Below are 22,014 nucleotides of genomic sequence, written 5' to 3' on the forward strand. Positions count from 1 at the left end.
TAAATGTATGATATATGAAAATTTCAGCAAATTCAATTAGAACAGGTAACATATTGGTTTATAATAATGATTTATGGGTTGTAAGCAAAACACCGGAACATACTCAACCTGGGAAAGGTGGGGCTTATGTACAAGTTGAGATGAAAAATTTAAAAACAGGGACAAAGCGTAACGAAAGATTCAGTTCTTCCGATTATTTAGAAAAAGCCGCACTTGAACAAAAAGATTATCAATTTTTATATTTTGAAGGTGATGATTTGGTATTAATGGATACCAAACATTTTGATCAAATAAATATTCCCAAGGAAATGTTAGAAGAAAAATTATCTTTCTTAACTGAAAATATGATTGTTAAAGTCGAATTTTATAATGACAAGCCTTTAAATATTGAGCTTCCTCCAACTGTTATACTTGAAATTAGTGAAACTGATCCGGTAATAAAAGGAGCAACCGCTACCGCTTCTTATAAACCAGCAATTTTAGAAAACGGTATTAAAGTTAAGGTCCCGCAATATTTAGAAATAGGAGAAAAAATTGTTGTTAAAACTGATGATATGACATATGTCGAGCGAGCGAAGTAAGCTGTTTTATTGAACTATGGATGTCATTCCAGCGAAGGCATTGCCCGTGTGGATACCACCCCGTCATTGCAAGCAGCCGTAGGCTGCGTGGCAATCTCGTCAAATATTCTGAGATTGCTTCGTCAAAACTTACAGTTTTTCCTCGCAATGACGACCTTCAGCATCCACTCAGGCAATGCTTTTAGCTAGGAATGGTATCGATTTTTTAAAGCCATACGACATAATTTCTAAAACTAATATCTTAAATTAAAAATATCAAATGCAACCTATAACTAATTTATTAATTCATGTCCTGCGTAAAGCTGTTAAGTTTTTGCATAGAGATTTTTTAGAACTCGAAATGCTACAAAAAAATTCTGTAAGAAATGAAGAATTTTGTAAGCGATCTTATTTAAAATTAAAAACTTTATTATGTGAAGAATTACAAAAACATACACAATATTTATTTTTTCCGGAGGATAAATTCAATTTAAATAATAATTATGAGAGTGTTTTTTTAATTAATCCTATAGATAGCCCAAATAATTTCGCCAGAAGCATACCTTTTTTTGCGATATCCGTAACTTATTTAAAAAGGAATCAAGAAGTTTTAACTCCTACTTCTACAGTAATATATTTTCCTGCTCTTTATGAAATTTATTATGCTGAAAAAGGTAAGGGAGCTTGGATAGAAAAAAATAATTTAAACTCTAATTATCAAGGATTAAGACTTAGAGTTTCCGATAATGCCGATTTAAAAAACTGTTTAGCAATTATTGAAGATGTAAATCATAATGATTTGGAGGAGATAGGGGTAGATAATATTAGATCTTTTGGTTCTCCTTGCTACGGGGCTACGCTTGTAGCGTCAGGTAAAGCGGATTTAATATGTTTATCATTATTAAATTTTACATTATATTATGCATTTGAGCTTTTTATTAAGGAAGCAGGCGGGATAATTATAGATTCTAGCGATAAATTTCTATATTCAAATCGTTATATTGCTAAAAAACTTGAAAAATATTAGACAAGAAATTATTTTAGATTTGCATTTTTATTGTTATAATAATATTAATATAATTATTAATTCATAAAGTTATGGCACATTATAAAGAGTTTGAATTTGACTGCGACTTTGGTGGACAAAGAGCCAAGTTTAAGTTTTATATAGGTACGCCTCAAGAAGGGCATCATCCGCTACAATTTCAAGCAAAATGGTTATCTGACGAAAGAGGCGGTACTATTCCTGATGATGTTATGAAAGCAATGTCACAGCTAAATGATCTTGCCAAAAAAAACGGTGTTCCACTCCCGGATTTATGCGTATATGCTCTTGGTTTTGCGCAAGAAGCCCAAGCTACCCCTCAAGACGAAGATGAAGACGAGAGTGAGAACCAAGAGGATAAAGCAGAGCAGGCATAGTTAAAAATAATAAGGAGATTCATAGAGATTAAAATGAAACAATATAATGATTTATTTAAAATTATTCACCGCGAAGGATATATATTTATTGCTAGCTTTGCGTTAGTAAGTTTTTTATTAGCATCATTTAATGAAAAACTTGGCTGTATTGGGTGTATTGCTACTGCTTGGTGTATTTATTTTTTCCGTAATCCTGATCGCTTTGTGCCTATAAGTGATGATCTGGTAATAAGTCCTGCAGATGGAATAATTCAAGAAATTAAGGAAGCATTGCCGCCCCCGGAATTAGGGTTTGGTGATGTGGAAATGATTAGAGTTAGTATTTTTCTAAATATTTTTAATGTCCATGTTAATAGAATCCCGGCAAACGGAAAAATTTTAGCACTTCATTATAATCCGGGAAAATTTTTTAATGCTTCACTCGATAAAGCTAGTATTTATAATGAGCGTCAATCAGTATTAATGGAAACTGCTCAAGGGCAGAAAATTGTTTTTGTTCAAATAGCCGGACTTATAGCAAGGCGTATAGTTTGTGATTTAGAAGAGGGTAATGAAGTTAAAACGGGTGAGCGGTACGGTATAATTCGTTTCGGTAGTAGAGTAGATGTTTATCTACCGTTGAAAACAGCTTTATTAGTGAGTAAAGGGCAGACTGCTATAGGCGGTGAAACTATCATTGCTGATTTTGGACGTAAAAAGACAACAGAATTTAAGTTTGAGAGGAAGTAAGCCTCATAACTTTAAAACCGTCATTGCGAGCAGCTGTAAGCATGGCTTGTTTATGTCATTCCCGCGTAGGCGGGAATCCAGTGAAACGTAAAAAAACAAGTTTTTTATCTGTTTATTTTATCAAATATATAATTTTTGTACCAATTAAGATTATTTTTTTCTGAATTCCTGCTTTCGTAGGAATGAGACATTGAAAGCCATGCAACCACACTGTTTTTTCCTTGCAATGACGTTATAAATACATTTTGAGTATAAAAATTGTTAAAAATTCGTAAATCTATAATCACTAAGCCTGTACCTCTAATAAAATTAATTCCCAACTTTATTACGTTGCTTGGTTTAGTAACCGGTATGAGTTCTATAAAATTTGCTTTGGATAGCAGATGGGAACTTGCGGTATATTGCATTATAGTAGCGGCAATTATTGACGGTCTCGATGGTAGAATAGCAAGGATGCTAAATGCAGCTAGCCCATTTGGTGCAGAGCTTGATTCATTATGCGATTTTGCTAATTTCGGTATAGCTCCTGCCTACCTGATATATTTATGGTCTTTTCAACAATATGAGTATAAGGTATTTTCATCAGCGGTAATGTTATTATTTATAGTGTGTATGGCACTACGTTTAGCTCGCTTTAACGTTGGTATTTATCAACTGAAACAAGATAAAAAAACTGACTATTTTTTTACCGGTGTACCTGCCCCATGCGGTGCTTTACTTGCTTTAACGCCTGTAATGATAGATTTTGAAATCGGTACGTTATTAAATATCAATACCCGTACTCACACTATAACAATTAATATATATTTGGCTATTATAGCTTTTCTACTTGCTAGTAGGTTTCCTACAATCTCAACAAAAAATTTGAGTATTAAACCTGAATATTTATCGCTTGCAATGATTTTAGTTGCTATTGTTATTATAAATCTTATCATATATCCATGGTATTCACTGCCGTTAATTGCAGTTATATATATTCTTTCTATACCAATTTGTTATTTTTTAAAACATAGAGGGTATTGGTAAAGTTAATTATGCCGAGTGCATTACAACAAGCTATCGACAAATATAAACATCATCCATTTACTAAATATGTAATTATTATAGCCTTAATCATATTTATTTATTTGGGATATAGAATTTATGTTTGGGCAAATACACAATCCACGGATAATGCTTACATAGATGCAGATATTTCAAATGTTAGTGCTGAAGTTAGCGGTGTTTTAACAAAGTTATTTGTTACCGATAATACTAAAGTTAATAAAGGCGATCTGATAGGTGAAATTGACGATAGAGATTATAAGGCAAAGCTTGCAGCACTTGAAGCATCTATTGAAGCTTGCATAAAAAATATAGAAATTATAGAGCAAAAAATCTTAATAGGGCAGATTAGCCTAGAGCAAGCAGCTGAAAAATTAAAGCTTAATAAAATAAGCTTTGATATTGTTGCAACAGATTTTATTAGAGTGCAGGAATTAAATAAGGCAAAATTTGCTAGCTCTAAAACGTTAGATGATTCTAAAAACGCATATCAAAAAGCCAAAACGGATTATAAACAAGCACAGTTAGATTTAGATATATCTAAGCAACATTTACAGCTTCTTGAGCTTGAAAAAGCAGCAGAACAGGAAAAACTTAAAGAGCTAACAGAAAATAAAAAAGTAACCTTAAGGAGCTTACAAAATACTAAACTTATTGCTATGGTACCTGGTATATTCGGTAATAGTAGTTTAGAAGTCGGAAATTACATAGTACCGGGTAGGGCGTTGTTTTCTATAGTTCAAGATAATACTATGTATATTCAGGCTAATTTTAAAGAAACACAAATTCAGAAATTTAAGTCCGGCATGAAAGTCAAAATTGAATTTGATGCTTTGCCTAAAAAGGTAATTTACGGGAAGATTCGTAATATTGCTCCTGCTACCGGCTCTAAATTTAGCTTAATCCCACCAGATCATGCTACCGGTAATTTTACTAAAAGCGTACAACGTGTACCTGTTTTAATAGATTTTGAATCCCCAAATGCTAATCTAGTTCCCGGCATGTCAGCAATCGTATCCATTAGAACGGATCAAAGTACGTAATTTTTGTTAAAAAATAGCAGTAATTATTCTATTAAAAGTACATATTCTGGTATTATTTACTGATTACTTAAAAAGCTATATAATATGAGTAATACCAAAAGTAATAATTAATATGCAAAGATATTTAGATCCCCCTAATGATAGTGTATTTAAAAAAATCTTTCGTGATTTAGAGAGGTTCAAGGAATTTATCAATGCAGTTCTTGAACTACCTGAGGGGCTTAGAATTAAAGCAATAGAATTTATACCTGTAGAGCAAGTACCTATGCTCGATAAAGGGAACAAAAAGCATATTTGATTTAAAGGTTAAAGATGAAGCCGGTAGCTGGTATATAATCGAGATGCAAAAAAGAAATGAAAGCGATTACTTAAAAAGAGTGCAATATTATTCTGCTCATTCTTACGTACAGCAACTTACACAAGGAATAAAGCATAAAGATTTATTACCGGTAATAGTTATTTCACTTATTAAGACTAAAATGTTTGATGATGAAGTACCTTGTATAAGTCTTCATAAAATGCTTGAAACTAAAACAAATAAGCAATATTTATTTGATTTTTCCTATGTATTTATAGAGTTTAAAAAATTTGATAAAAGCTTGAAACTACTATAGATGAGTGGCTACATTTATTTAAGTGTGCAGAAACAGAAAACAGCCCACCTGCAAATATAAAGAGCGAGAAAGTATTAGATGCATACAATATAATAGAAATGCATAACCTCACCGCCGAAGAATATGATGCCTATATAAGAGCGAAATTAATGGAAGATGCCGAGGAAATAGCTTTAGAAGAAAAGTGTGAAAAAGGGAAAGCTGAAAGAAGCATAGAAATAGCAAAGAACTTGTTACTTAAAGATATAGATGTCAATATAATAGCAGATTCAACAGGGCTAACTATAGAAGAAGAGCTAAAAGCAAAAATAGAAAATTCTGAAACTAGTTGATTAATTATTTGCTCTTTAACTCTGCTAATTCTTTCTTGAGTTTTATTACTAAAGTTTGTAATTTGTCAAATTCTTCGCGAGTGACATAATTACCTTTAAGTATTTTATCCTCAATTATGCCACAGCTTTTATCCGTTATACTATTTAAGGCTTTTTGTGCTACGCTGCTAGCTCCAACGGCTACTTTTAAAATATTATTTGTTTTCATAGTACCTCTATCGATAAAGCATGCAAGCCGCTATTAAATTCATCGGCAAGTAAGTTATTAATAGTGCGATGATTGGCAATTAGGCTTTTTCCCTGTAATGTTTCTGCAGAAATTCTTATTTTTATATGGCTGTGTATCCCGTTATAATGACTAGCATGTTTATAGCTTTCATCTATTATTTCTTGGAAATGTGGTTTTAACACACGTAATTTTTCTTGTATCCTTTCTATGCGGCTCATATTTTTATTTCATTTACAGTAAAAATGTCCTAATATTCTTAAGTATATAATTTTATGATACACATGGCAATGTCGGAATTAATAACGGATTATAAAGATTTACAAGATGCGATAGATAAATTGGAAAAAGGCGTATGTTTTGCTTGTAGATTAGTTAATTATGATGAAATAGAATTTATAGAGCAGGGTAAGTATTTTATAATTGAAGATTTAGATCAAATCATTGAAGATGTAAGCAAAGAACTTAATATTTTTTCAAAGTTTAAGAAAATAAAGAAAGATAGAATATTATTTATTCTAAATACTACTGATTCTGACTTAATTAAAAATTTTGCTAGAAAATTATATTTATTTTTGCAGCTTTATATTAATGAACAGAAGCCGGCAATTTATATGAATTGTTATATTGCTAGTATTAAATTTCCAAAAGTAAGTAATAATGCTAAAGAAATTGAAAAAACATTAAATATGTTACTTTCACAAAATAATAATTATTATTACCGTGAATATAGTAGTACAGAACATGATTTGGAAAATATAAGAAAATCTAATCTTCAGCTTAACTTACTACGACAAGCCTTAGCAAAAAAGACTATGCGATTTGCTTATCAGCCTATAATAGATCGCAATACTATGCAGATTCATTATTATGAATGTCTACTTCGTATACCTGACGAGAACGGTGTTTATATTTCCGTAGGTCCTATAATCCCTATTGCTGAAAATAAAGGATTAATTTTTATAATTGATCAAATTGTTTTAGAAATGACTGTTAATGAACTTGCCCGCAACCCAAATTTAATGTTAGCCGTTAATATTTCAAATATAGGAACAGGCGATGAAGCTTTATGGGAAATAGCAGAAAACTTATTAAAAGCTCATAATGTTCGGGATCGTTTAATTATTGAAATTACGGAAACTTCCTTCAATGAGAATTATGATAAAATCACTTTATTTATTAATAAACTACGTAAGTACGGATGTAAATTTGCATTAGACGATTTTGGTGCGGGTTTTACTTCTTTTAAACAACTTCAAAGCTTACCAATTGATATTATCAAAATTGACGGTAAATATGTGCGTAGTATTACAAGTGATGTACAAAATAGGTATTTCGTAGAAAGATTAATTAAAATTTCAGAAGATTTAGGTATTAAAACGGTAGCTGAATTCGTAGAAAACGGAGAAATAGCTAAATTTTTAATTGATCTAAAAGTCGGTGGGCTACAAGGAAACTTCTATTCCGAAGCAAAATTTGATAGGGTGGATGAGGTTTAATGATTGTCATACTGAACCGGTTTTGTTGCATGGCTCTTGCAAAAGACTCCGATGTCATGCCGTGACTTGACCACGGTATCCATAAAAATAACTTTTAATATCAATGATTTTAATATTTTAAACTGGATACCGCGATTAAGTCGCGGTATGACACAGTTAGTGCTTGACAATGTTACTTAAAACCTATATGCAGAACTCAATTTTAAATGATTAAACTTAGATGCTGTTACTTGAATTAAAAAAAACTAATCAAACCTTAGAAACTATACATTTTATAGGTATCGGTGGCGTTGGCATGAGCGGTATTGCCGAGATATTACATAATCTAGGTTATAAAGTACAAGGTTCCGATTTAGTAGAAAATTATAATACTAAAAGGCTTGAGTCATACGGCATTAAAATATTTTTAGGGCACGCCGAGCAGAACATTACCAATGTGTCGTATGTTGTTATTTCATCGGCAATTAATCCAAAGAATCCTGAAATAAAAGAAGCTTTGGAGCGTAAAATTCCAATTATTAGACGTGCGGACATGCTTGCTGAACTTATGAGATTAAAATGTTCAGTAGCAGTTTCGGGATCGCACGGTAAAACCACTACTACTTCTTTAGTTGCTTGTTTATTTGAGGCAGCCGGTTTATGTCCTACGGTTATTAACGGTGGGATCATAAATAATAAATCGACTAATGCATATCTTGGTTCAAGTAATTATTTAATTGCGGAGGCCGATGAATCGGATGCAACGTTTATTCATATTCCATCAACTATTGCGATAATAACTAACATTGATCCTGAACATTTAGATTATTATAAAGATTTTGAAACATTAATTGGTGCTTTTAGAAGCTTTATTACTAATTTGCCGTTTTACGGTTTTGCCGTTTGTTGTATCGATCATAAAATAGTTCGTAAGTTAGTAGACGATATTACTGAAAGAAAGACTGTTACTTATGGCATCGATTCGGAAGATGCTCATATTATAGCGTTTAATATTAACACTGATATTGCCTCCTCTACTTTTGACGTAAAAATTAGTCTACCAAATGTACTAGGTACAACGATTATTGAAAAAATTACTATTCCAACGCCCGGAAGACATAATATTTTAAATAGTCTTGCTGCAATTGCCGTTGGGATAGAATTAGATTTCGGTATTAAAGCTATTAAAAACGGTTTTAATAATTTTAAAGGAGTGAAGAGGAGATTTACTAAAGTAGCTGAATATAATAAGGCCTCAATTATCGATGATTACGCTCATCACCCTGAGGAAATCAAAGCAACGCTTGCGACGGCTAAAAATATAGCAAATAAACAAAACGGTAAAGTGATTGCTATTTTTCAGCCTCACAGATATTCAAGAATGCAGTATTTATTTGATGATTTTATGCTTTGCTTTGCTGATGCCGATATACTCTATATTACTGATATATATGCTGCAGGTGAAAACCCTATAGAAGGAATTACAGGACAAAGTTTAGTTGATAAGATTACTAAGAATAAACATCACGATAAAGCAAATTTTCTAGCAGAGCTAGATGATGCGGTTGGAGTTATTATAGATAATGCAGCTTCCGGTGATATGATAATTATGATGGGAGCAGGTAATATTTCAAGTTTTGCTAATGAATTAGATGGGAGATTGTCATCCCGTGGCTTCAGCTGTCATACCGTGGTTTGACCGGTCTTGTTGCATGGCTCTTATGTCATTCCCGCTTTCGCGGGAATGACATCTGTTCGTATAACATAGGGTCAAGCGAACTAGGGGACCAAAGAGTGAAGATGACAGTAAAGCGGATAGCAGGACTAAATATGTTAATTTTACCGATAGTAAAAGGCGAGTATAAAAAAGATTATAATTTAAAACACTTAACATGGTTTAAAGTAGGCGGTAATGCTGAAATTTTCTTTAAACCTTTAGATAGCGAAGATTTAAAAAGTTTCTTAATACAAAATAAGCAAAAATTACCTATAAAGACTTTTGGAGCAGGCTCAAATATTATTATAAGAGACGGTGGCATAGAAGGGGTCGTTATAAAACTTGGTCAGAATTTTAGCAATATTGAGTTTATAGATAATCATTTAATAGTAGGTAGCAGCTGCCTTAATTATAATTTAGCAACATTTTGTCAAGCAAATGCTATTTCCGGTTTTGAGTTTTTAGTAGGTATTCCAGGGACTATCGGCGGCGGTGTTGCTATGAATGCCGGTGCTTATGGCTCTGAATTTAAAGATATTATAGTGCAGATTGAAGCGATTGATTTTGCAGGAAACGTTTTAACATTCACAAATGAAGAAATCGGTTTTAAATATCGCAGTAATAATTTACCAAAGAATTTAATTATTCTCAAAGCTGTTTTTAAAATAAATAAAGGCGATAGTGAAAATATATTATTACGGATGAATGAAATAAATAACGCAAGATCATCTACACAGCCTATTAAAGAGCGTACGGGCGGTAGTACTTTTGCAAATCCTGAAGGGCGTAAATCTTGGGAACTTATTGACAAAGCGGGGCTTAGAGGCTATAGAATAGGCGGTGCTTCGATGTCAGAACTTCATTGTAATTTTATGATAAATAACGGTGATGCTACCGCTAAGGATTTAGAAGATTTAGGTGATTTCGTCCGGCAGAAAGTATTTGAAGATAGCGGGGTTAAGTTAGAGTGGGAGATTAAGAGAATCGGACGTTATCCCTAATTAAAAGTGGCGTTGTTGCAGCTAGTTTTATGTCATTCCCGCGAAGGCGGGAATCCAGTAAAACATATAAAAACAAGTTTTTTATATGTTTATTTTATAATATGTAACTTCTATATCAATATTGAAGTTATTTTTCTGGATCCCCGCCTACGCGGGGATGACATCGAGTAGGTTTTTCGAGCTATGCAACAAGGCCGCTTTTAGTTAGGAATTACAATGGATTTAATAAGAAAGGAAAAAACATGCATAAATATCAAACACATTGGGTGGAACACTCTATAGTCAAAATATTAAGTAGTACCGGTAAAAAGCATATAGCATTAATGGCGGGCGGTATGTCTGCTGAGCGTGAAGTATCGTTAGTGTCAAGCGAGGGAGTTAGTAAGGCTTTAATTGAATTAGGATATAGAGTTACCTTTATTGATATGGGAGCGGATATTGCAGTTAGATTACAAGAAATAAAACCTGATATCGTTTTTAATTGTCTGCACGGTACATACGGTGAAGACGGTTGTTTACCAGGATTACTTAATATAATGCGGATTCCTTATACTCATAGCGGTGTGTTATCTTCAGCTTTAGCATTCGATAAAATACATTCTAGGAGCTGGTTTTTAACGCATAATATTAATATGGCAGAAAGCATTGTTGTAAATAAAAGCGATAATATAAAAAATGATCCTATGAAACGACCGTACGTTATTAAGCCTCTTGCGCAAGGCTCAAGTATTGGTGTTGAGGTGATATTTGCAGAAGATGATTTTAACTTTGCCGATTATGATTTTCCTTACGGTGATCAGGTAATAATAGAACAATATATAAAAGGGCGAGAATTGCAAGTAGTGGTATTAAACGGCAAAGCTCTTGGAGCTTTAGAGATTAAATTACTAAAGAATCGTTTCTATGATTATGAAACTAAATATACCGAAGGATTTGCTGATCATCTTTGTCCTGCTCCGCTACCTGCTAATTTACATGAGAAATTACTTATAGAATCAGAAAAAATTTATAAAACAATGAATTGTAAAGGTCCTGCTAGAGCAGAGTTTATTTTAGAAGAGCAGACAAACAAGTTATATGCTTTGGAGATAAATACTCACCCAGGTATGACGCCTTTATCAATAGTGCCGGAAATTGCAGCTTATGCGGGGATAAATTTTACTAACTTAATTGAAGAAATTATAAAGACGGCAAGCTTTGAATCATGAGAAAAAAAACAAGCTCTAATAAAAAAAAAACTAATAATATCTCATTACGCCGAAAATTAGGACTAATTTACAAAAAAGCAATATTAGGGCTTAAGATTGCTTTAATTATCTTTGTATGTCTATTTGTTTTTACAAAATATTTTGCCGGCATAAAAACCTACTTAACAACAAATATATACCAAACAACAACAAAACTTGGGTTTAAACTTGAGAATGTTATCATTGAAGGACAGCAAAATGTCGATGAGCCTACAATATTAAAGGTTTTAAATGCGAATAAGGGCAGTCCTATTTTTGCTCTTAAATTAGACGAAATTAGAAATAATTTAAAGAAAAATAAATGGATCAAGGAAGTATATGTCAGTAGAAGATTACCAAATACGGTATATATAAAATTATTTGAAAGAGAACCTATTGCTATTTGGCAAATTAATAATCAGCTTTTCTTAGTCGATGAAGAAGGTTACGAAATTAGTAAAAATATTCAACCTTTTCCTCATTTATTACATGTTGTAGGGGAAGGAGCAAATGTCTATGCAGGTACATTAGTATTAGAGCTGCAGAAATATCCGGCATTAATGAATAAAACTTCAGCTGCTGTAAGACTCGGAGATAGAAGGTGGGATTTAAATCTTAAAGGTAATATAAGTATTAAGTTACCTGAAAAAGAGTTTGAAGAAGCATTAAAATATGTCGATGCACTAAATAAAGCTAACAAGCTATTTAACCAAAATTATAAGGCTTTGGATTTAAGGGATAAGAATAAGTATTATATAGAGAAGTACTGAGAATCGTCATTGCGAAGAGAAACGTAGTTTCGACGTGGCACTCTTGTTAGGCATCCTGAGATTGCTTCGTCGCATTACTTTGTAATTCTTCGCGCAATGACGTTTTTGGAATAACAAGCATAAAAAAATGAAAGAGAAAATATCAAATTTTGTTACACTTGATTTCGGTAGTAGTAAGATTGCCGTAATTGCTGCCTATATTAGTAAAAAAGGTGAAATTAAAGTAGCTAGCCAAAATTTACATCATTCTAAAGGTATTAAATCAGGAGTTATATCAGATTTAAAAAATGCTGAAACTAGCATTGTTTCGGCAATTTACGCACTTGAAAAAGATTGCGGTAAAAATATCAAAAAAGTTATATTATCGTTATCAGGTGCCGACACTAAATCTTATTATATTAATTATACCATTAAAGTTAACGGACAAACCGTAACGCAGCAGGATATTAAAAAGTTACTACAAAAAGCATTACTTGAATTTAAAGTTAAAAACCAAGAAATTATTCATTATTTTCCTCTTGAATTTACCCTTGATAATAATTCAGTCGAGAATCCTATAGGTATGTACGGTAGAGAACTTAGTTGTGAATTACATATTATTGCTGCTAGTTCAAATATGTTATCAAATATTGTACAATGCTTCGCTAAATGTCATGTTGAAGTCACAAATATTACTCTAGCAATTTATGCTTCTGCTATTAGCTGTCTTACGAATGATGAAAAAAATCTAGGTTCACTTATCATCGACATGGGGGATAAAACTACCTCTTTCGGCATTTTTTTTGCTGGTAAATTAATATATACGGGGCATGTAAATATAGGTAGTTTTCATATTAGCTCGGATATTGCTAAAGTCTTTGGTATTGATCTTGTTACGGCAGAGAAATTAAAAATTTTATACGGTAATGCAATGATACCTTTATTTGAGAAAGATAGTATTATAAATATAGAGGATTTTCAGGTTGATACTCATCATACCTTAAATACTTCCGTAACAATTTATAAATTGGCTGAGGTAATAAGAGCAAGAGCCGAAGAAATATTATCAATGGTAAAAGCCGAATATGATAAAGCAACAAAAGGGCAGGTTGAAGTTTTGAGAGTTGTAATTACCGGTGGCGGGTCTCAGCTTAGAGGACTTAAAGAGCTTTCAAATAAAATTTTTGAAAAACAGAGTAGAATCGGTAAACCGGAGATTATTGCCGGTTTTATAGAAGACTATAATCCGGCCATGTATTCAGCAACTATAGGAATGCTAAAAATTCATGCTCTAAAACAGCAAAAAGAATTTGCTCATATTAGACTTGATGCAAATAGTAGCTTCTTTAAAAAAGCTTTTGATTGGTTTAAAGAGAATGTTTAGAGCGGTTGCCCGCGTTGGACCGGAAAATGCATTTAGTGTCATTCCCGCTTCCGTGGGAATGACATAAAATGATCCACGCAACAATACCTACTTGCAATGATGACTTGTATTTACGCGGGCAATGTCATTTAGAAATATTTTGCTAAGAATTATTATTAGGTTTTTCTCTAGAACAAATTAGTACATTCCCTTTAACTTCGATAATAAAAAGTCGGTCGCCTGTTTTTGCATCGATTTCATTTGGAACAAGGTAAGCATTCATAATAGCACCGGACCATCTTACTTGTCCTATAGTATCAGAAGAAACTGTAGAACTATAAACCTCTACCGTTTGGCCTATCATATCCGAGTAATTTTTTGTTTTATCAGTTTTATTATAAACATATTTTTTAAGAGGATAATATAATATGCAAAACCAAGTAAGCGATAATATGCCAAGAAATGTTATTTGATTTGTTAAGCTAACTAGAGGGCAGTTATATACCACAAGAGTGTTTGATAACGCTCCAAGCCCAAAGAATAAGAATCCAATACTTGGAACTGCAAAGAATTCAACAACTATGCAAATTATGCCGATTATTAACCATATTTCGGTGAGATAATTATTTATCATGAACATAAGTTTTTAAAAATAATATTACGTCAGCTATGTCTTGTGGTTTTGAGATACCGGCAAAGGACATTTTAGTTCCTGGTGCATAGCTACTTGGTTTATGTAAGAAAGCAAATAAACTATCATCATCCCATACGCCGCCAAGTTTTGATAGAGCAGGGGAATATTTATAGTCTGCTATGCTTGCTTTTGGTCTGCCTGCTACATCCCAAAGATGCGGTCCTAGTTTATTTGGACTGTCTTTATCAAGAGAATGACACATTAAACATTTCTTGGCTATTTCACGACCGTTATCGGCGTTAGCAGTCTTCATTAATTCTGGTATATTTACCGGTGCTTGCTTTAGTGTGGTAGTATTTTGATTTTCTGATGATTCTTGAACTGCAACGCTGTAGCCGCGATGTTGTAACTCTAGAGTGGGCTTGTATAATATATTTGCAACAAATCCAACCATCATAGCAATTAAACTAGCAAATAAGATGGCTGCAACAATTTTATTTAATTCTTTTCCAGACATTTATTTTGTTTTTTTATTAGAATTTATACTATAATTTAAGTTGTAAGAGAAGTTAATTAAATAAATAAAAGAAAAGTTTATAAAAATATTTGTTCTTTGGAGAGAAAAATAAATGTTTGATTCAAAAAAATCAAGGGTTAGAAAAATATTTAATAAGTTAGAATCTTATTGGACTAGTTTTAGACAAAGTAAAATCGGTAAAATATTGTTTAGCAATAGTTTAAGTTATGCAGTTTCCATAGCTTCTATAGCAATTGCAGTTTCTGGACTTTTGACTCCTATATCACCGATAATTATAGCTGTAGCTGTTGTTTCAGGAGTTAGCGTAGGAATTCAAGCTGTAAATGAGACTTTGAAAGTGCATGATTTGCGTAAACTTCATAAAGAGAATAATTTATTAGTACATAACAGAAATGCTAAAAGTCAGCAAGATTATATATTATCATTAGAACCAAGCTTAAAAGATATTTTGAAAAATGAATTATATACGCCGCAAACGGCAGGTAAGGATGCTATTCAAGATAAGTATGAGTTAAATGTAAATAAATTGAAAAGTACAGGACGAATATTTGGAAATAATTTAGGTGGAGCCGTAAATTTGGCCGCCTCTATTATTAAAGGTGCTAACGGTAATGTGCTTGATATATTAAAAGCTACGGGTTACGGTGTAGTTACGACCGCATCATTAATTATCGACGGTCTTACTGAAAAGGAAAAAATAGAAATAAAAGCAATATTTAAATTAAATATAAATGAAGAATATAAAAAACAAGATACTCCTATATATGAAAATTTAGAACAATTAGAGAATTATACTAAGAATCAAGTATTGCAAACATTAGCTTTAAAAAAATTAATAACGGATAAGAATTATTGGAGTATGAATAAAGACCAAAAAATACAAAAATTTCGAGAAATAAGAGGCAGTTTTAATTTTGAAATAAAAAGAAACGGTTTAGAAGAATTTTTTAGAGAAAATAAAATAACAATGGATAATAGAAAAGAGAGCTATGTTAAAGATATTAAAAATGTAATGAATCCATTTTATGAAAATCCTAGTAAAGCTGAAGGATATAGTCCTTTAACTAAAGCTATGGATAAAGATAAAGTTAATAATGCTGAAATAAAAAGGACAAAAAGTGAAAATTTAAAAAGGATACAAAAAAGGAAGCGAAATTTAACAATATGAAATGATTATTATAACTCACTGCTAGTTACAAATTTGTAAGAGGTGGTATCGCTAAATATCCTATGCAATAGTTCATTATTAAGAGCATGACTGGTTTTGTAGCCTTTAATTGCACTTACGATGCTAGTGCCGCTGGTATATAAATCACCGAACAAATCTAATAGTTTATGGCGAACAAATTCATCTTCATAACGTAAGCCGTTTGGGTTTAAGATTTTATCCTGCTCATCTATTCCTATAGCATTCTCAAATGAGGCACCTTGGGCAAGCCCTTTGCTTTTCAAATAATCAACATCTCTTATAAAGCCAAAAGTTCTAGCATCCGCAATATTTTTAGTAAAAGATTCTTGATCCCCAAAACTTAGATTTTGTCTGCCTATAGCTTTACTACTAAAATCAATGGTTAAATCTACAGTCATGTGATCGGAAGGAGTACAATATAATTCACAATCTTTATGAACTACTTTTATATCTTTTAAAATTTTTAGATATTTTTTAGGAGCATTTTGTAATTTTTTTCCTGCACACTCAATCATAAACACAAAAGGTTTACTACTGCCGTCCATAATTGGTACTTCAGGACCGTCAATTTTAATAATTGCATTATCAATGCTGCATCCCCAAAGTGCTGCCATTAAATGTTCAATTGTTGAAATTTGAACTTTATGATCATTACTGATAGTGGTAGATAACAAGGTATCGGAAACATTGAAATAGCTAGCGTCAATATAATTATTTTCAGAAGATATATCGGTTCTAATGAATATAATTCCGGTATTTTCTTTAGCGGGTTCTATAGTTAATTGGGTACGTTTTCCTGAGTGAACCCCAATCCCGTAACAACTAACCGGTTTTAATAATGTACTTTGCTGCATTTTAGGCATTGTAAAAATATATTTGAATATTAATATTTAATGCCAAATTATACAAGTTATATTATATTACAGAATATTACACATATACTCGATGAACTTCAAAAATTGGCTGCGTCATCCTACAAGAGTTGCGATACTCACGTATTAAGTATACGCGCCGTTCCTCACCTTGTGGATTCCTTGCTCTTTTTGAAGTTGATCTTCGTCTATGTATAGTATAAGACTTCTTGCATAACTTGCTTCTAAAGGTAATTTGTACGTCGATCCGGTACTCGAATCCTCACGTTACTTGCGTGTACGCTGCGGTTCTGCGTTCCGTGTCTCCTTCAAATTTCTCCTTATTAGCAAGTTATGCAAGAAGTCTTATTAAAATCTATATAATGTATACTTAATAAAATACCAAAAATGATAAGCTACAAAACTACCGACTACGGCAAAAACGGAAAATAAGAAATCACTGCCGTTAATAGTGCCGTAAGGTACATGAGATGATAAAGCTCCGGCATATATACCGATGCTGCACATTGAAAAATACGAAAATAAAGCTGTCCTAAGTTCGTAATCCCTAAATTTATCAATTAGTATTAAAATATTGCAAATATAAATGGATCCTAAACAACTACCGATTAGTATTATATATAATATATTAAGGTTTTTATTAGTTCCATGAAGCGGTAGTAGAATAAAGCAGACGAGCAGAATTATAGTTAGTGATAAATTAGCCAAATATTTATTTACTTTGCTTAATATATAGCATATAGGAATTATAGAAAAACATATTGCTAGAAAAATATATTTTAGTATAAGTCTTAAATTAATTAATGCTAATTCTTTCTTTAATGCAAAAGCTTCATAATACCATAATATATCCAAGGTGACATAAGCAACTACGAAGCCTGTCAATAATTGTAATTCGACATTTTTTATTAAGGATGAAAATTTGGAATTTAAATTTAATTTATGAGATGTAGGATTATAATGCAGAAATTCGGTTAGTATATTGATACAATATAACAATGCACAAATTACTATAGTATTATTTGTCGGTTTTATAAATGGATTTAATAAATCTACCATTAAGTTTCCACCCGCCCATAACAACATTATACAAGCTAAAAAAAAATATTTCTTTTCTTTGCTATTCTCAATAATGTCTAATGTTATAGAAGTGAAATATGCAAATGTTCCAAAATTAATTACAATAAAATTAATTTTAATTAGAGTATAATTATTTAATAAAATTAGGTTTATTGTACAAATAATTAATAAAGACAAGCTAATTAAAATAATTTTTTGATTACTTAACTTATTAATTAACTGTGTTAAGGCAAAGCCTGCGATTATCGAACCTATAAATTTAGTTTGATTTATATGATTTATTTGTTCTCCGCCTAGATTTTTATTTATCAGTAGAAAGATTTTAAAATTATAAAAATTTATAGCATTGATACAGGAAAAAATAAATATTCCCAAAAGTGAGAAAAAAATAGTTTTGTAATCGTTTTTTAAAGTCATAAATTAAGTGTTTGCTAAACATAAATACATGGTATATAACTCATAATTATAATGATTAAGATTATTATCTTAAAAATTAAAGAGATTTGTAATTCCATTATTTAAGTATATATGGATAGTTATTAGATTATCAGTTTTTAATCAAGTATGGTAGTCTTATTTATAATTTGTATATAATTATTGTTGAATTTTAAAAAAATTAATGAATTAAATAATATGAAAATATTTTAATGTAAGAAAAATAATAATATATTTTTTAGTATTTTAAAGAGGTGTTATTTGAGGTTTATCTAGAATTTCATTTTTGCTCTTTACTCATAGATAAATTATCTATTTAAATAAATTAATACAAGATAAACAATGATTTTTCTTAAGATACAAGCATTATATTAATTATTTGTTCTTCAAGTTAGTGAGCAAGATAAATGAATAAAAAGATTATAATTGATGCTAATTTTCCAAGCGAAACAAGAGTAGTTTTATTAGGACAAAGCAACAATATAGAAGATATTGAATTTCAAACAACCGTAAGACAACAAAATAAAGGTAACATTTATTTAGCAAAAGTTACAAGAATAGAACCGTCGCTACAAGCTGTTTTTATAGAGTACGGAATGGATAAAAGCGGTTTTTTACCTTTTAGTGAAATCCATCCTAACTATTACAATTTGCCTACCTCGGAGAGGAATTTTCCGGTTAATGCTTTTCCTGAAATAGCTCTTTCAAATATTACGGTTGAGGATGATAAAGAGAAACCGGCTGCTATATATGATGCTTTGGTTGATAGTGAAGAAATTGACCTGAAAACCATAGAAGATTTAGTAGAGAGTAAATTCCAGTCAGAACTTAATTTAGAAGCGGCTGATGATATTGAAATTATTCAAAGCGGTACCCCTGAGTCAAATATTCAGCAATATAAACAATATAAAGTTCAAGAAGTAATAAGAAAAAACCAAGTATTATTAGTGCAGGTTACTAAGGAGGAACGAGGAAATAAGTGCGCCGCTTTTACTACTTATATATCCTTGGCTGGTAAATATTGTGTTTTAATGCCTAATAAAGGTTCGCAAAACGGTATATCGCGTAAAATCTCAAACGTGGAAGAAAGAAAAAGACTGAAAGATATTTTAAATAAAATAGTAAGCGGTGACAAAAATGCTTATAGCGTCATTATTAGAACCGCAGGTAGAGGAAGTAGCACCTTAGATTTAAAGAAAGACTATAATTATTTAGTAAGGTTATGGAATAAAATTCGTAAAAGTACTATTAAATTTCCGGCTCCGTGTTTTATTCATGAGGAAGATAGTATAATACGTAAAACCATACGTGATATGTGCGATCACAATGTTACAGAGGTGGTAATTCAAGGACAAGAGGGTTATGAAGACGCTTCAAAATTTATGCAGGATTTATTACCTTCAGAGCTTGCAAAGCTGAAAGAGCATAGAAGTAAAACTCCTATATTTACTAAGTTTCAAGTAGAAGAGCAATTAGTTAAATTATATCAGCCTGTAGTGACGTTACCTTCAGGAGGATATATCGTTATTAATCCTACGGAAGCTCTTATTTCAATTGATGTAAATTCCGGTAAGTCAACTTCTGAACAAAATATTGAAGAAACGGCACTAAAAACTAATTTAGAAGCAGTCAAAGAAGTAGCAAAGCAAGTAAAGCTTAGAGATCTATCAGGTTTGATAGTTGTTGATTTTATAGACATGAGCGAAGCTAAGAATCGTAAAATTATTGAACGATCCTTTAAAGAGTTTTTAAGTCGTGATCGTGCTCGTATACAAACCGGTAATATTAGTCAGTTTGGACTACTTGAATTCTCAAGACAGAGATTACGTTCTTCTTTCTTAGAAACTAATTCGGCAATTTGTTCTCATTGTAACGGTAAAGGAGTCATTAGAGCGAGTGACGCTAATGCTATGTTAATTTTACGTACTATAGAGAATGAAATTTTTGAAGAAAGAATTGATGTAATAAATGTTTTTACCAATATCGTTTCAGTTATTTATCTACTTAATAATAAACGTGCTGAGATAAAATTTATTGAAGAAAAATATGATATAAAGCTTAATTTTTATTCCGATCCTAATGCTACATCAGATAGTTATTCGATTGAAAAAGTGAAGCTGTTGAAGAAAAATAATAATGTTAATTCTGTTAAGCCGGTAATTCAGAATCATAGTGCCGATTATACTGAAGAAGAGCCGAAAAAAGAACAGTTACGCAAAAATAAACATAAATGGAAAACAGCTAATAATATTGCTAATGAAGTGAAAGATAAGAGTTTAGAGGCAAAAGAATCGGTAGAGCAAACCGTAAGCGTTGTGGAAGAGGTGGAAGTTGTAGAAAGTAATGCCGACTTAGAAGAAGCACAAGCTGCTCCAAAAAAGACAAAACGTAGATATCGTAATAAAACATCAAATAAGAAACGTCCTTCTAATACCGTCGAAGATACGGAAAAGAATGCAGAGTCTTGATTTGAGGGCTATAATATGTCATTCCTTGCATGGCTCGTTTTATGTCATTCCTGCGAAAGCAGGAATCCAGTAATCCTTAATGTCGCCCCATGGCTTGACCACGGGGTCCATAAAAATAATACAAAATACTAATATTATTAGTATTTTTAGCTGGATCCCGCTATCAAGTCGCGGGATGATAAATGATAAACCTATCCACGCAACAAGGCTTACGCGGGGATGACATAGCAATGCCGTAATGACGTAAAAAACATAAACTTAAAATAAAAGTGCAGAAAAGTTTAATTACAAAATGGTTGTGTATAAGTTGTATAATGATCATAGCGACGATTGTTATAGGGGGGATAACAAGGCTTACCGGTTCTGGTTTATCTATAGTTGAGTGGCGTCCGGTAACCGGTATTTTGCCGCCTTTTAGTTTTGAAAGCTGGCAAGCGGAATTTGCTAAATATAAAGCTTTTCCTGAATATAACTCCGTTAATTACGAAATTACTTTATCACAGTTTAAGTTTATTTATCTGTTAGAGTTTATACATCGATTACTCGGTAGAATTACAGCTTTAATATATATTGTACCTTTAATATATTTTTATTTTAAAGATGTTATAAAAAATCGTGATATGCTACCTTATATAATTGCTTTGTTGTTATTTTGCGTACAAGGCTTTATGGGGTGGTATATGGTTAAAAGCGGCTTGTTGGATAGCCCGTATGTTAGTCATTTTCGACTTGCTTTTCATTTAATTATCGCCGTAATTATTTATCACATACTTTTTTATCAACTAATAAAAAATCGTTGTGATATTTTGTTAATCCCGTCACAAACAGATTTAAAATTACCATTAATATTTTTCGGTATTGCTATTACTGTAGTATATGTGCAAATTTTTTTAGGTGCTTTAGTTGCAGGGCTTGATGCAGGGCTGATATATAATAGTTTTCCGCTAATGGATGATAGCTTTATCCCGATGGAGATAAAAGATAATTTCTTTGATCTTAAAAATTTGTATGATCCGGTTTTTATACAATTCATACATCGTTTAGGCGGCTATAGCGTATTTTTGGTTGTTGTAGTTTTGATAATTTGCTTGTTAAAAATAGAACATCCGAAATTAAATAAGATAGCGTATTTTCTAATGATTGCATTATTGATGCAGGTATCTACCGGAATAATTACTCTTTTATACTCTGTACCTATAATAATTGCCTCTATACATCAGCTTTTTGCTATAATCCTTTTATCTATAATAATTTGGTGCTATTTTTTAATAAGAAGTTCCTAATTTATTAAAAA

Annotated in this window: 24 protein-coding genes and 1 pseudogene; 18 read left to right on the forward strand and 7 right to left on the reverse strand. The window is 31.6% G+C overall.

All coding sequences use genetic code 11. The features are described 5' to 3' along the window. Nucleotides 1–14: 14 nt before the first annotated feature. The 9 genes from efp to MCI_RS10045 all read left to right on the forward strand — a co-directional run bounded on the left by efp (nucleotide 15) and on the right by MCI_RS10045 (nucleotide 5,744). A complete protein-coding gene (efp, locus tag MCI_RS05630; RefSeq protein ID WP_014410027.1) occupies nucleotides 15–581 on the forward strand; it encodes an elongation factor P in 567 nt (188 codons plus the stop codon). A gap of 259 nt (nucleotides 582–840) precedes the next feature. Beyond that, the gene (locus MCI_RS05635) at nucleotides 841–1,587 is read left to right on the forward strand and encodes an inositol monophosphatase family protein (protein ID WP_014410028.1); all 747 of its coding nucleotides are present in this window, start codon (nucleotides 841–843) and stop codon (nucleotides 1,585–1,587) included. Between the two features lie 71 nt (nucleotides 1,588–1,658). Beyond that, nucleotides 1,659–1,982: a DUF2610 domain-containing protein gene (locus tag MCI_RS05640; RefSeq protein WP_014410029.1), complete on the forward strand. Its 324-nt coding sequence runs from the start codon at nucleotides 1,659–1,661 to the stop codon at nucleotides 1,980–1,982. A gap of 33 nt (nucleotides 1,983–2,015) precedes the next feature. Continuing rightward, nucleotides 2,016–2,711: a phosphatidylserine decarboxylase gene (locus tag MCI_RS05645; RefSeq protein WP_014410030.1), complete on the forward strand. Its 696-nt coding sequence runs from the start codon at nucleotides 2,016–2,018 to the stop codon at nucleotides 2,709–2,711. A gap of 258 nt (nucleotides 2,712–2,969) precedes the next feature. Then, on the forward strand, nucleotides 2,970–3,737 hold the full coding sequence (gene pssA, locus MCI_RS05650; protein ID WP_014410031.1) for a CDP-diacylglycerol--serine O-phosphatidyltransferase: 768 nt from the start codon (nucleotides 2,970–2,972) through the stop codon (nucleotides 3,735–3,737). An 8-nt stretch (nucleotides 3,738–3,745) separates the two neighbouring features. After that, a complete protein-coding gene (locus MCI_RS05655) occupies nucleotides 3,746–4,798 on the forward strand; it encodes an HlyD family secretion protein (protein ID WP_014410032.1) in 1,053 nt (350 codons plus the stop codon). Nucleotides 4,799–4,910: 112 nt separating this feature from the next. Beyond that, complete coding sequence (locus MCI_RS05660; RefSeq protein WP_014410033.1) at nucleotides 4,911–5,096, forward strand: hypothetical protein; 186 nt, start codon at nucleotides 4,911–4,913, stop codon at nucleotides 5,094–5,096. 37 nt (nucleotides 5,097–5,133) lie between these two features. Then, on the forward strand, nucleotides 5,134–5,412 hold the full coding sequence (locus MCI_RS10040) for an Rpn family recombination-promoting nuclease/putative transposase (protein ID WP_232202762.1): 279 nt from the start codon (nucleotides 5,134–5,136) through the stop codon (nucleotides 5,410–5,412). Nucleotides 5,413–5,510: 98 nt separating this feature from the next. Continuing rightward, on the forward strand, nucleotides 5,511–5,744 hold the full coding sequence (locus MCI_RS10045; protein WP_014410035.1) for a hypothetical protein: 234 nt from the start codon (nucleotides 5,511–5,513) through the stop codon (nucleotides 5,742–5,744). A gap of 4 nt (nucleotides 5,745–5,748) precedes the next feature. Here the strand turns inward: MCI_RS10045 and MCI_RS05675 are convergent, their stop codons facing one another. Together MCI_RS05675 and MCI_RS05680 are read right to left on the reverse strand one after the other, a co-directional pair. Further along, entirely contained in the window at nucleotides 5,749–5,952 is a 204-nt protein-coding gene (locus MCI_RS05675) for a hypothetical protein (RefSeq protein WP_014410036.1), read from the reverse strand. Then, nucleotides 5,949–6,191 carry a BolA family protein gene (locus MCI_RS05680; protein ID WP_014410037.1) on the reverse strand — a complete coding sequence of 81 codons (243 nt, stop codon included), beginning with the start codon at nucleotides 6,189–6,191 and terminating at the stop codon, nucleotides 5,949–5,951. The genes MCI_RS05675 and MCI_RS05680 overlap by 4 nt, the downstream gene beginning before the upstream one ends. 54 nt (nucleotides 6,192–6,245) lie before the next feature. On the opposite strand from MCI_RS05680, the gene MCI_RS05685 reads away from it, so the two are divergent. The 6 genes from MCI_RS05685 to ftsA all read left to right on the forward strand — a co-directional run bounded on the left by MCI_RS05685 (nucleotide 6,246) and on the right by ftsA (nucleotide 13,525). Beyond that, complete coding sequence (locus tag MCI_RS05685) at nucleotides 6,246–7,469, forward strand: EAL domain-containing protein (RefSeq protein WP_014410038.1); 1,224 nt, start codon at nucleotides 6,246–6,248, stop codon at nucleotides 7,467–7,469. Nucleotides 7,470–7,689: 220 nt separating this feature from the next. Further along, complete coding sequence (gene murC, locus MCI_RS05690; protein ID WP_014410039.1) at nucleotides 7,690–9,147, forward strand: UDP-N-acetylmuramate--L-alanine ligase; 1,458 nt, start codon at nucleotides 7,690–7,692, stop codon at nucleotides 9,145–9,147. A gap of 131 nt (nucleotides 9,148–9,278) precedes the next feature. After that, on the forward strand, nucleotides 9,279–10,166 hold the full coding sequence (gene murB, locus MCI_RS05695) for a UDP-N-acetylmuramate dehydrogenase (protein WP_014410040.1): 888 nt from the start codon (nucleotides 9,279–9,281) through the stop codon (nucleotides 10,164–10,166). A gap of 242 nt (nucleotides 10,167–10,408) precedes the next feature. Then, nucleotides 10,409–11,374: a D-alanine--D-alanine ligase gene (locus MCI_RS05700; RefSeq protein ID WP_014410041.1), complete on the forward strand. Its 966-nt coding sequence runs from the start codon at nucleotides 10,409–10,411 to the stop codon at nucleotides 11,372–11,374. After that, a complete protein-coding gene (locus MCI_RS05705) occupies nucleotides 11,371–12,162 on the forward strand; it encodes a cell division protein FtsQ/DivIB (protein WP_014410042.1) in 792 nt (263 codons plus the stop codon). The genes MCI_RS05700 and MCI_RS05705 overlap by 4 nt, the downstream gene beginning before the upstream one ends. Nucleotides 12,163–12,289: 127 nt before the next feature. Next, complete coding sequence (ftsA, locus tag MCI_RS05710) at nucleotides 12,290–13,525, forward strand: cell division protein FtsA (RefSeq protein ID WP_014410043.1); 1,236 nt, start codon at nucleotides 12,290–12,292, stop codon at nucleotides 13,523–13,525. Between the two features lie 142 nt (nucleotides 13,526–13,667). Here ftsA and MCI_RS05715 read toward each other — a convergent pair whose 3' ends face one another. Continuing rightward, a complete protein-coding gene (locus tag MCI_RS05715) occupies nucleotides 13,668–14,144 on the reverse strand; it encodes an NfeD family protein (RefSeq protein WP_014410044.1) in 477 nt (158 codons plus the stop codon). After that, the gene (locus tag MCI_RS05720) at nucleotides 14,128–14,655 is read right to left on the reverse strand and encodes a c-type cytochrome (protein WP_014410045.1); all 528 of its coding nucleotides are present in this window, start codon (nucleotides 14,653–14,655) and stop codon (nucleotides 14,128–14,130) included. The genes MCI_RS05715 and MCI_RS05720 overlap by 17 nt, the downstream gene beginning before the upstream one ends. A gap of 112 nt (nucleotides 14,656–14,767) precedes the next feature. On the opposite strand from MCI_RS05720, the gene MCI_RS05725 reads away from it, so the two are divergent. Further along, the gene (locus MCI_RS05725; protein WP_014410046.1) at nucleotides 14,768–15,844 is read left to right on the forward strand and encodes a hypothetical protein; all 1,077 of its coding nucleotides are present in this window, start codon (nucleotides 14,768–14,770) and stop codon (nucleotides 15,842–15,844) included. An 8-nt stretch (nucleotides 15,845–15,852) separates the two neighbouring features. Here MCI_RS05725 and lpxC read toward each other — a convergent pair whose 3' ends face one another. The 3 genes and pseudogenes from lpxC to MCI_RS05735 form a co-directional block, all read right to left on the reverse strand. Further along, complete coding sequence (lpxC, locus tag MCI_RS05730; protein ID WP_014410047.1) at nucleotides 15,853–16,719, reverse strand: UDP-3-O-acyl-N-acetylglucosamine deacetylase; 867 nt, start codon at nucleotides 16,717–16,719, stop codon at nucleotides 15,853–15,855. A gap of 231 nt (nucleotides 16,720–16,950) precedes the next feature. Then, nucleotides 16,951–17,065, reverse strand: a pseudogene (locus MCI_RS10050) (palindromic element RPE1 domain-containing protein); the annotation flags it as partial. Between the two features lie 20 nt (nucleotides 17,066–17,085). Then, on the reverse strand, nucleotides 17,086–18,234 hold the full coding sequence (locus MCI_RS05735; RefSeq protein ID WP_014410048.1) for a hypothetical protein: 1,149 nt from the start codon (nucleotides 18,232–18,234) through the stop codon (nucleotides 17,086–17,088). A 425-nt stretch (nucleotides 18,235–18,659) separates the two neighbouring features. Between MCI_RS05735 and MCI_RS05740 the strand changes: the two genes are divergently transcribed. After that, nucleotides 18,660–20,720 carry an Rne/Rng family ribonuclease gene (locus MCI_RS05740; protein ID WP_014410049.1) on the forward strand — a complete coding sequence of 687 codons (2,061 nt, stop codon included), beginning with the start codon at nucleotides 18,660–18,662 and terminating at the stop codon, nucleotides 20,718–20,720. A 269-nt stretch (nucleotides 20,721–20,989) separates the two neighbouring features. Next, nucleotides 20,990–22,003, forward strand: coding sequence for a COX15/CtaA family protein (locus MCI_RS05745; protein WP_014410050.1), 1,014 nt, complete (start codon nucleotides 20,990–20,992; stop codon nucleotides 22,001–22,003). Nucleotides 22,004–22,014 lie beyond the last annotated feature (11 nt).

The sequence above is a fragment of the Rickettsia montanensis str. OSU 85-930 genome, from assembly GCF_000284175.1.
Lineage (GTDB): Bacteria > Pseudomonadota > Alphaproteobacteria > Rickettsiales > Rickettsiaceae > Rickettsia > Rickettsia rickettsii.

Excerpts from the sequence above, each read along its gene's own strand:
- MCI_RS05740 (WP_014410049.1), top strand. The coding sequence starts at position 18,660 with ATGAATAAAAAGATTATAATTGATGCTAATTTTCCAAGCGAAACAAGA.
- MCI_RS05685 (WP_014410038.1), top strand. The coding sequence starts at position 6,246 with ATGATACACATGGCAATGTCGGAATTAATAACGGATTATAAAGATTTA.
- murC (WP_014410039.1), top strand. The coding sequence starts at position 7,690 with ATGCTGTTACTTGAATTAAAAAAAACTAATCAAACCTTAGAAACTATA.
- MCI_RS05725 (WP_014410046.1), top strand. The coding sequence starts at position 14,768 with ATGTTTGATTCAAAAAAATCAAGGGTTAGAAAAATATTTAATAAGTTA.
- MCI_RS05635 (WP_014410028.1), top strand. The coding sequence starts at position 841 with ATGCAACCTATAACTAATTTATTAATTCATGTCCTGCGTAAAGCTGTT.
- MCI_RS05675 (WP_014410036.1), bottom strand. The coding sequence starts at position 5,952 with ATGAAAACAAATAATATTTTAAAAGTAGCCGTTGGAGCTAGCAGCGTA.
- MCI_RS05735 (WP_014410048.1), bottom strand. The coding sequence starts at position 18,234 with ATGACTTTAAAAAACGATTACAAAACTATTTTTTTCTCACTTTTGGGA.
- MCI_RS05655 (WP_014410032.1), top strand. The coding sequence starts at position 3,746 with ATGCCGAGTGCATTACAACAAGCTATCGACAAATATAAACATCATCCA.
- MCI_RS05680 (WP_014410037.1), bottom strand. The coding sequence starts at position 6,191 with ATGAGCCGCATAGAAAGGATACAAGAAAAATTACGTGTGTTAAAACCA.
- murB (WP_014410040.1), top strand. The coding sequence starts at position 9,279 with ATGTTAATTTTACCGATAGTAAAAGGCGAGTATAAAAAAGATTATAAT.
- MCI_RS10045 (WP_014410035.1), top strand. The coding sequence starts at position 5,511 with ATGCATAACCTCACCGCCGAAGAATATGATGCCTATATAAGAGCGAAA.
- lpxC (WP_014410047.1), bottom strand. The coding sequence starts at position 16,719 with ATGCAGCAAAGTACATTATTAAAACCGGTTAGTTGTTACGGGATTGGG.
- MCI_RS05640 (WP_014410029.1), top strand. The coding sequence starts at position 1,659 with ATGGCACATTATAAAGAGTTTGAATTTGACTGCGACTTTGGTGGACAA.
- MCI_RS05705 (WP_014410042.1), top strand. The coding sequence starts at position 11,371 with ATGAGAAAAAAAACAAGCTCTAATAAAAAAAAAACTAATAATATCTCA.
- MCI_RS05645 (WP_014410030.1), top strand. The coding sequence starts at position 2,016 with ATGAAACAATATAATGATTTATTTAAAATTATTCACCGCGAAGGATAT.
- MCI_RS05700 (WP_014410041.1), top strand. The coding sequence starts at position 10,409 with ATGCATAAATATCAAACACATTGGGTGGAACACTCTATAGTCAAAATA.
- MCI_RS05720 (WP_014410045.1), bottom strand. The coding sequence starts at position 14,655 with ATGTCTGGAAAAGAATTAAATAAAATTGTTGCAGCCATCTTATTTGCT.
- ftsA (WP_014410043.1), top strand. The coding sequence starts at position 12,290 with ATGAAAGAGAAAATATCAAATTTTGTTACACTTGATTTCGGTAGTAGT.
- MCI_RS05660 (WP_014410033.1), top strand. The coding sequence starts at position 4,911 with ATGCAAAGATATTTAGATCCCCCTAATGATAGTGTATTTAAAAAAATC.
- efp (WP_014410027.1), top strand. The coding sequence starts at position 15 with ATGAAAATTTCAGCAAATTCAATTAGAACAGGTAACATATTGGTTTAT.
- MCI_RS05715 (WP_014410044.1), bottom strand. The coding sequence starts at position 14,144 with ATGTTCATGATAAATAATTATCTCACCGAAATATGGTTAATAATCGGC.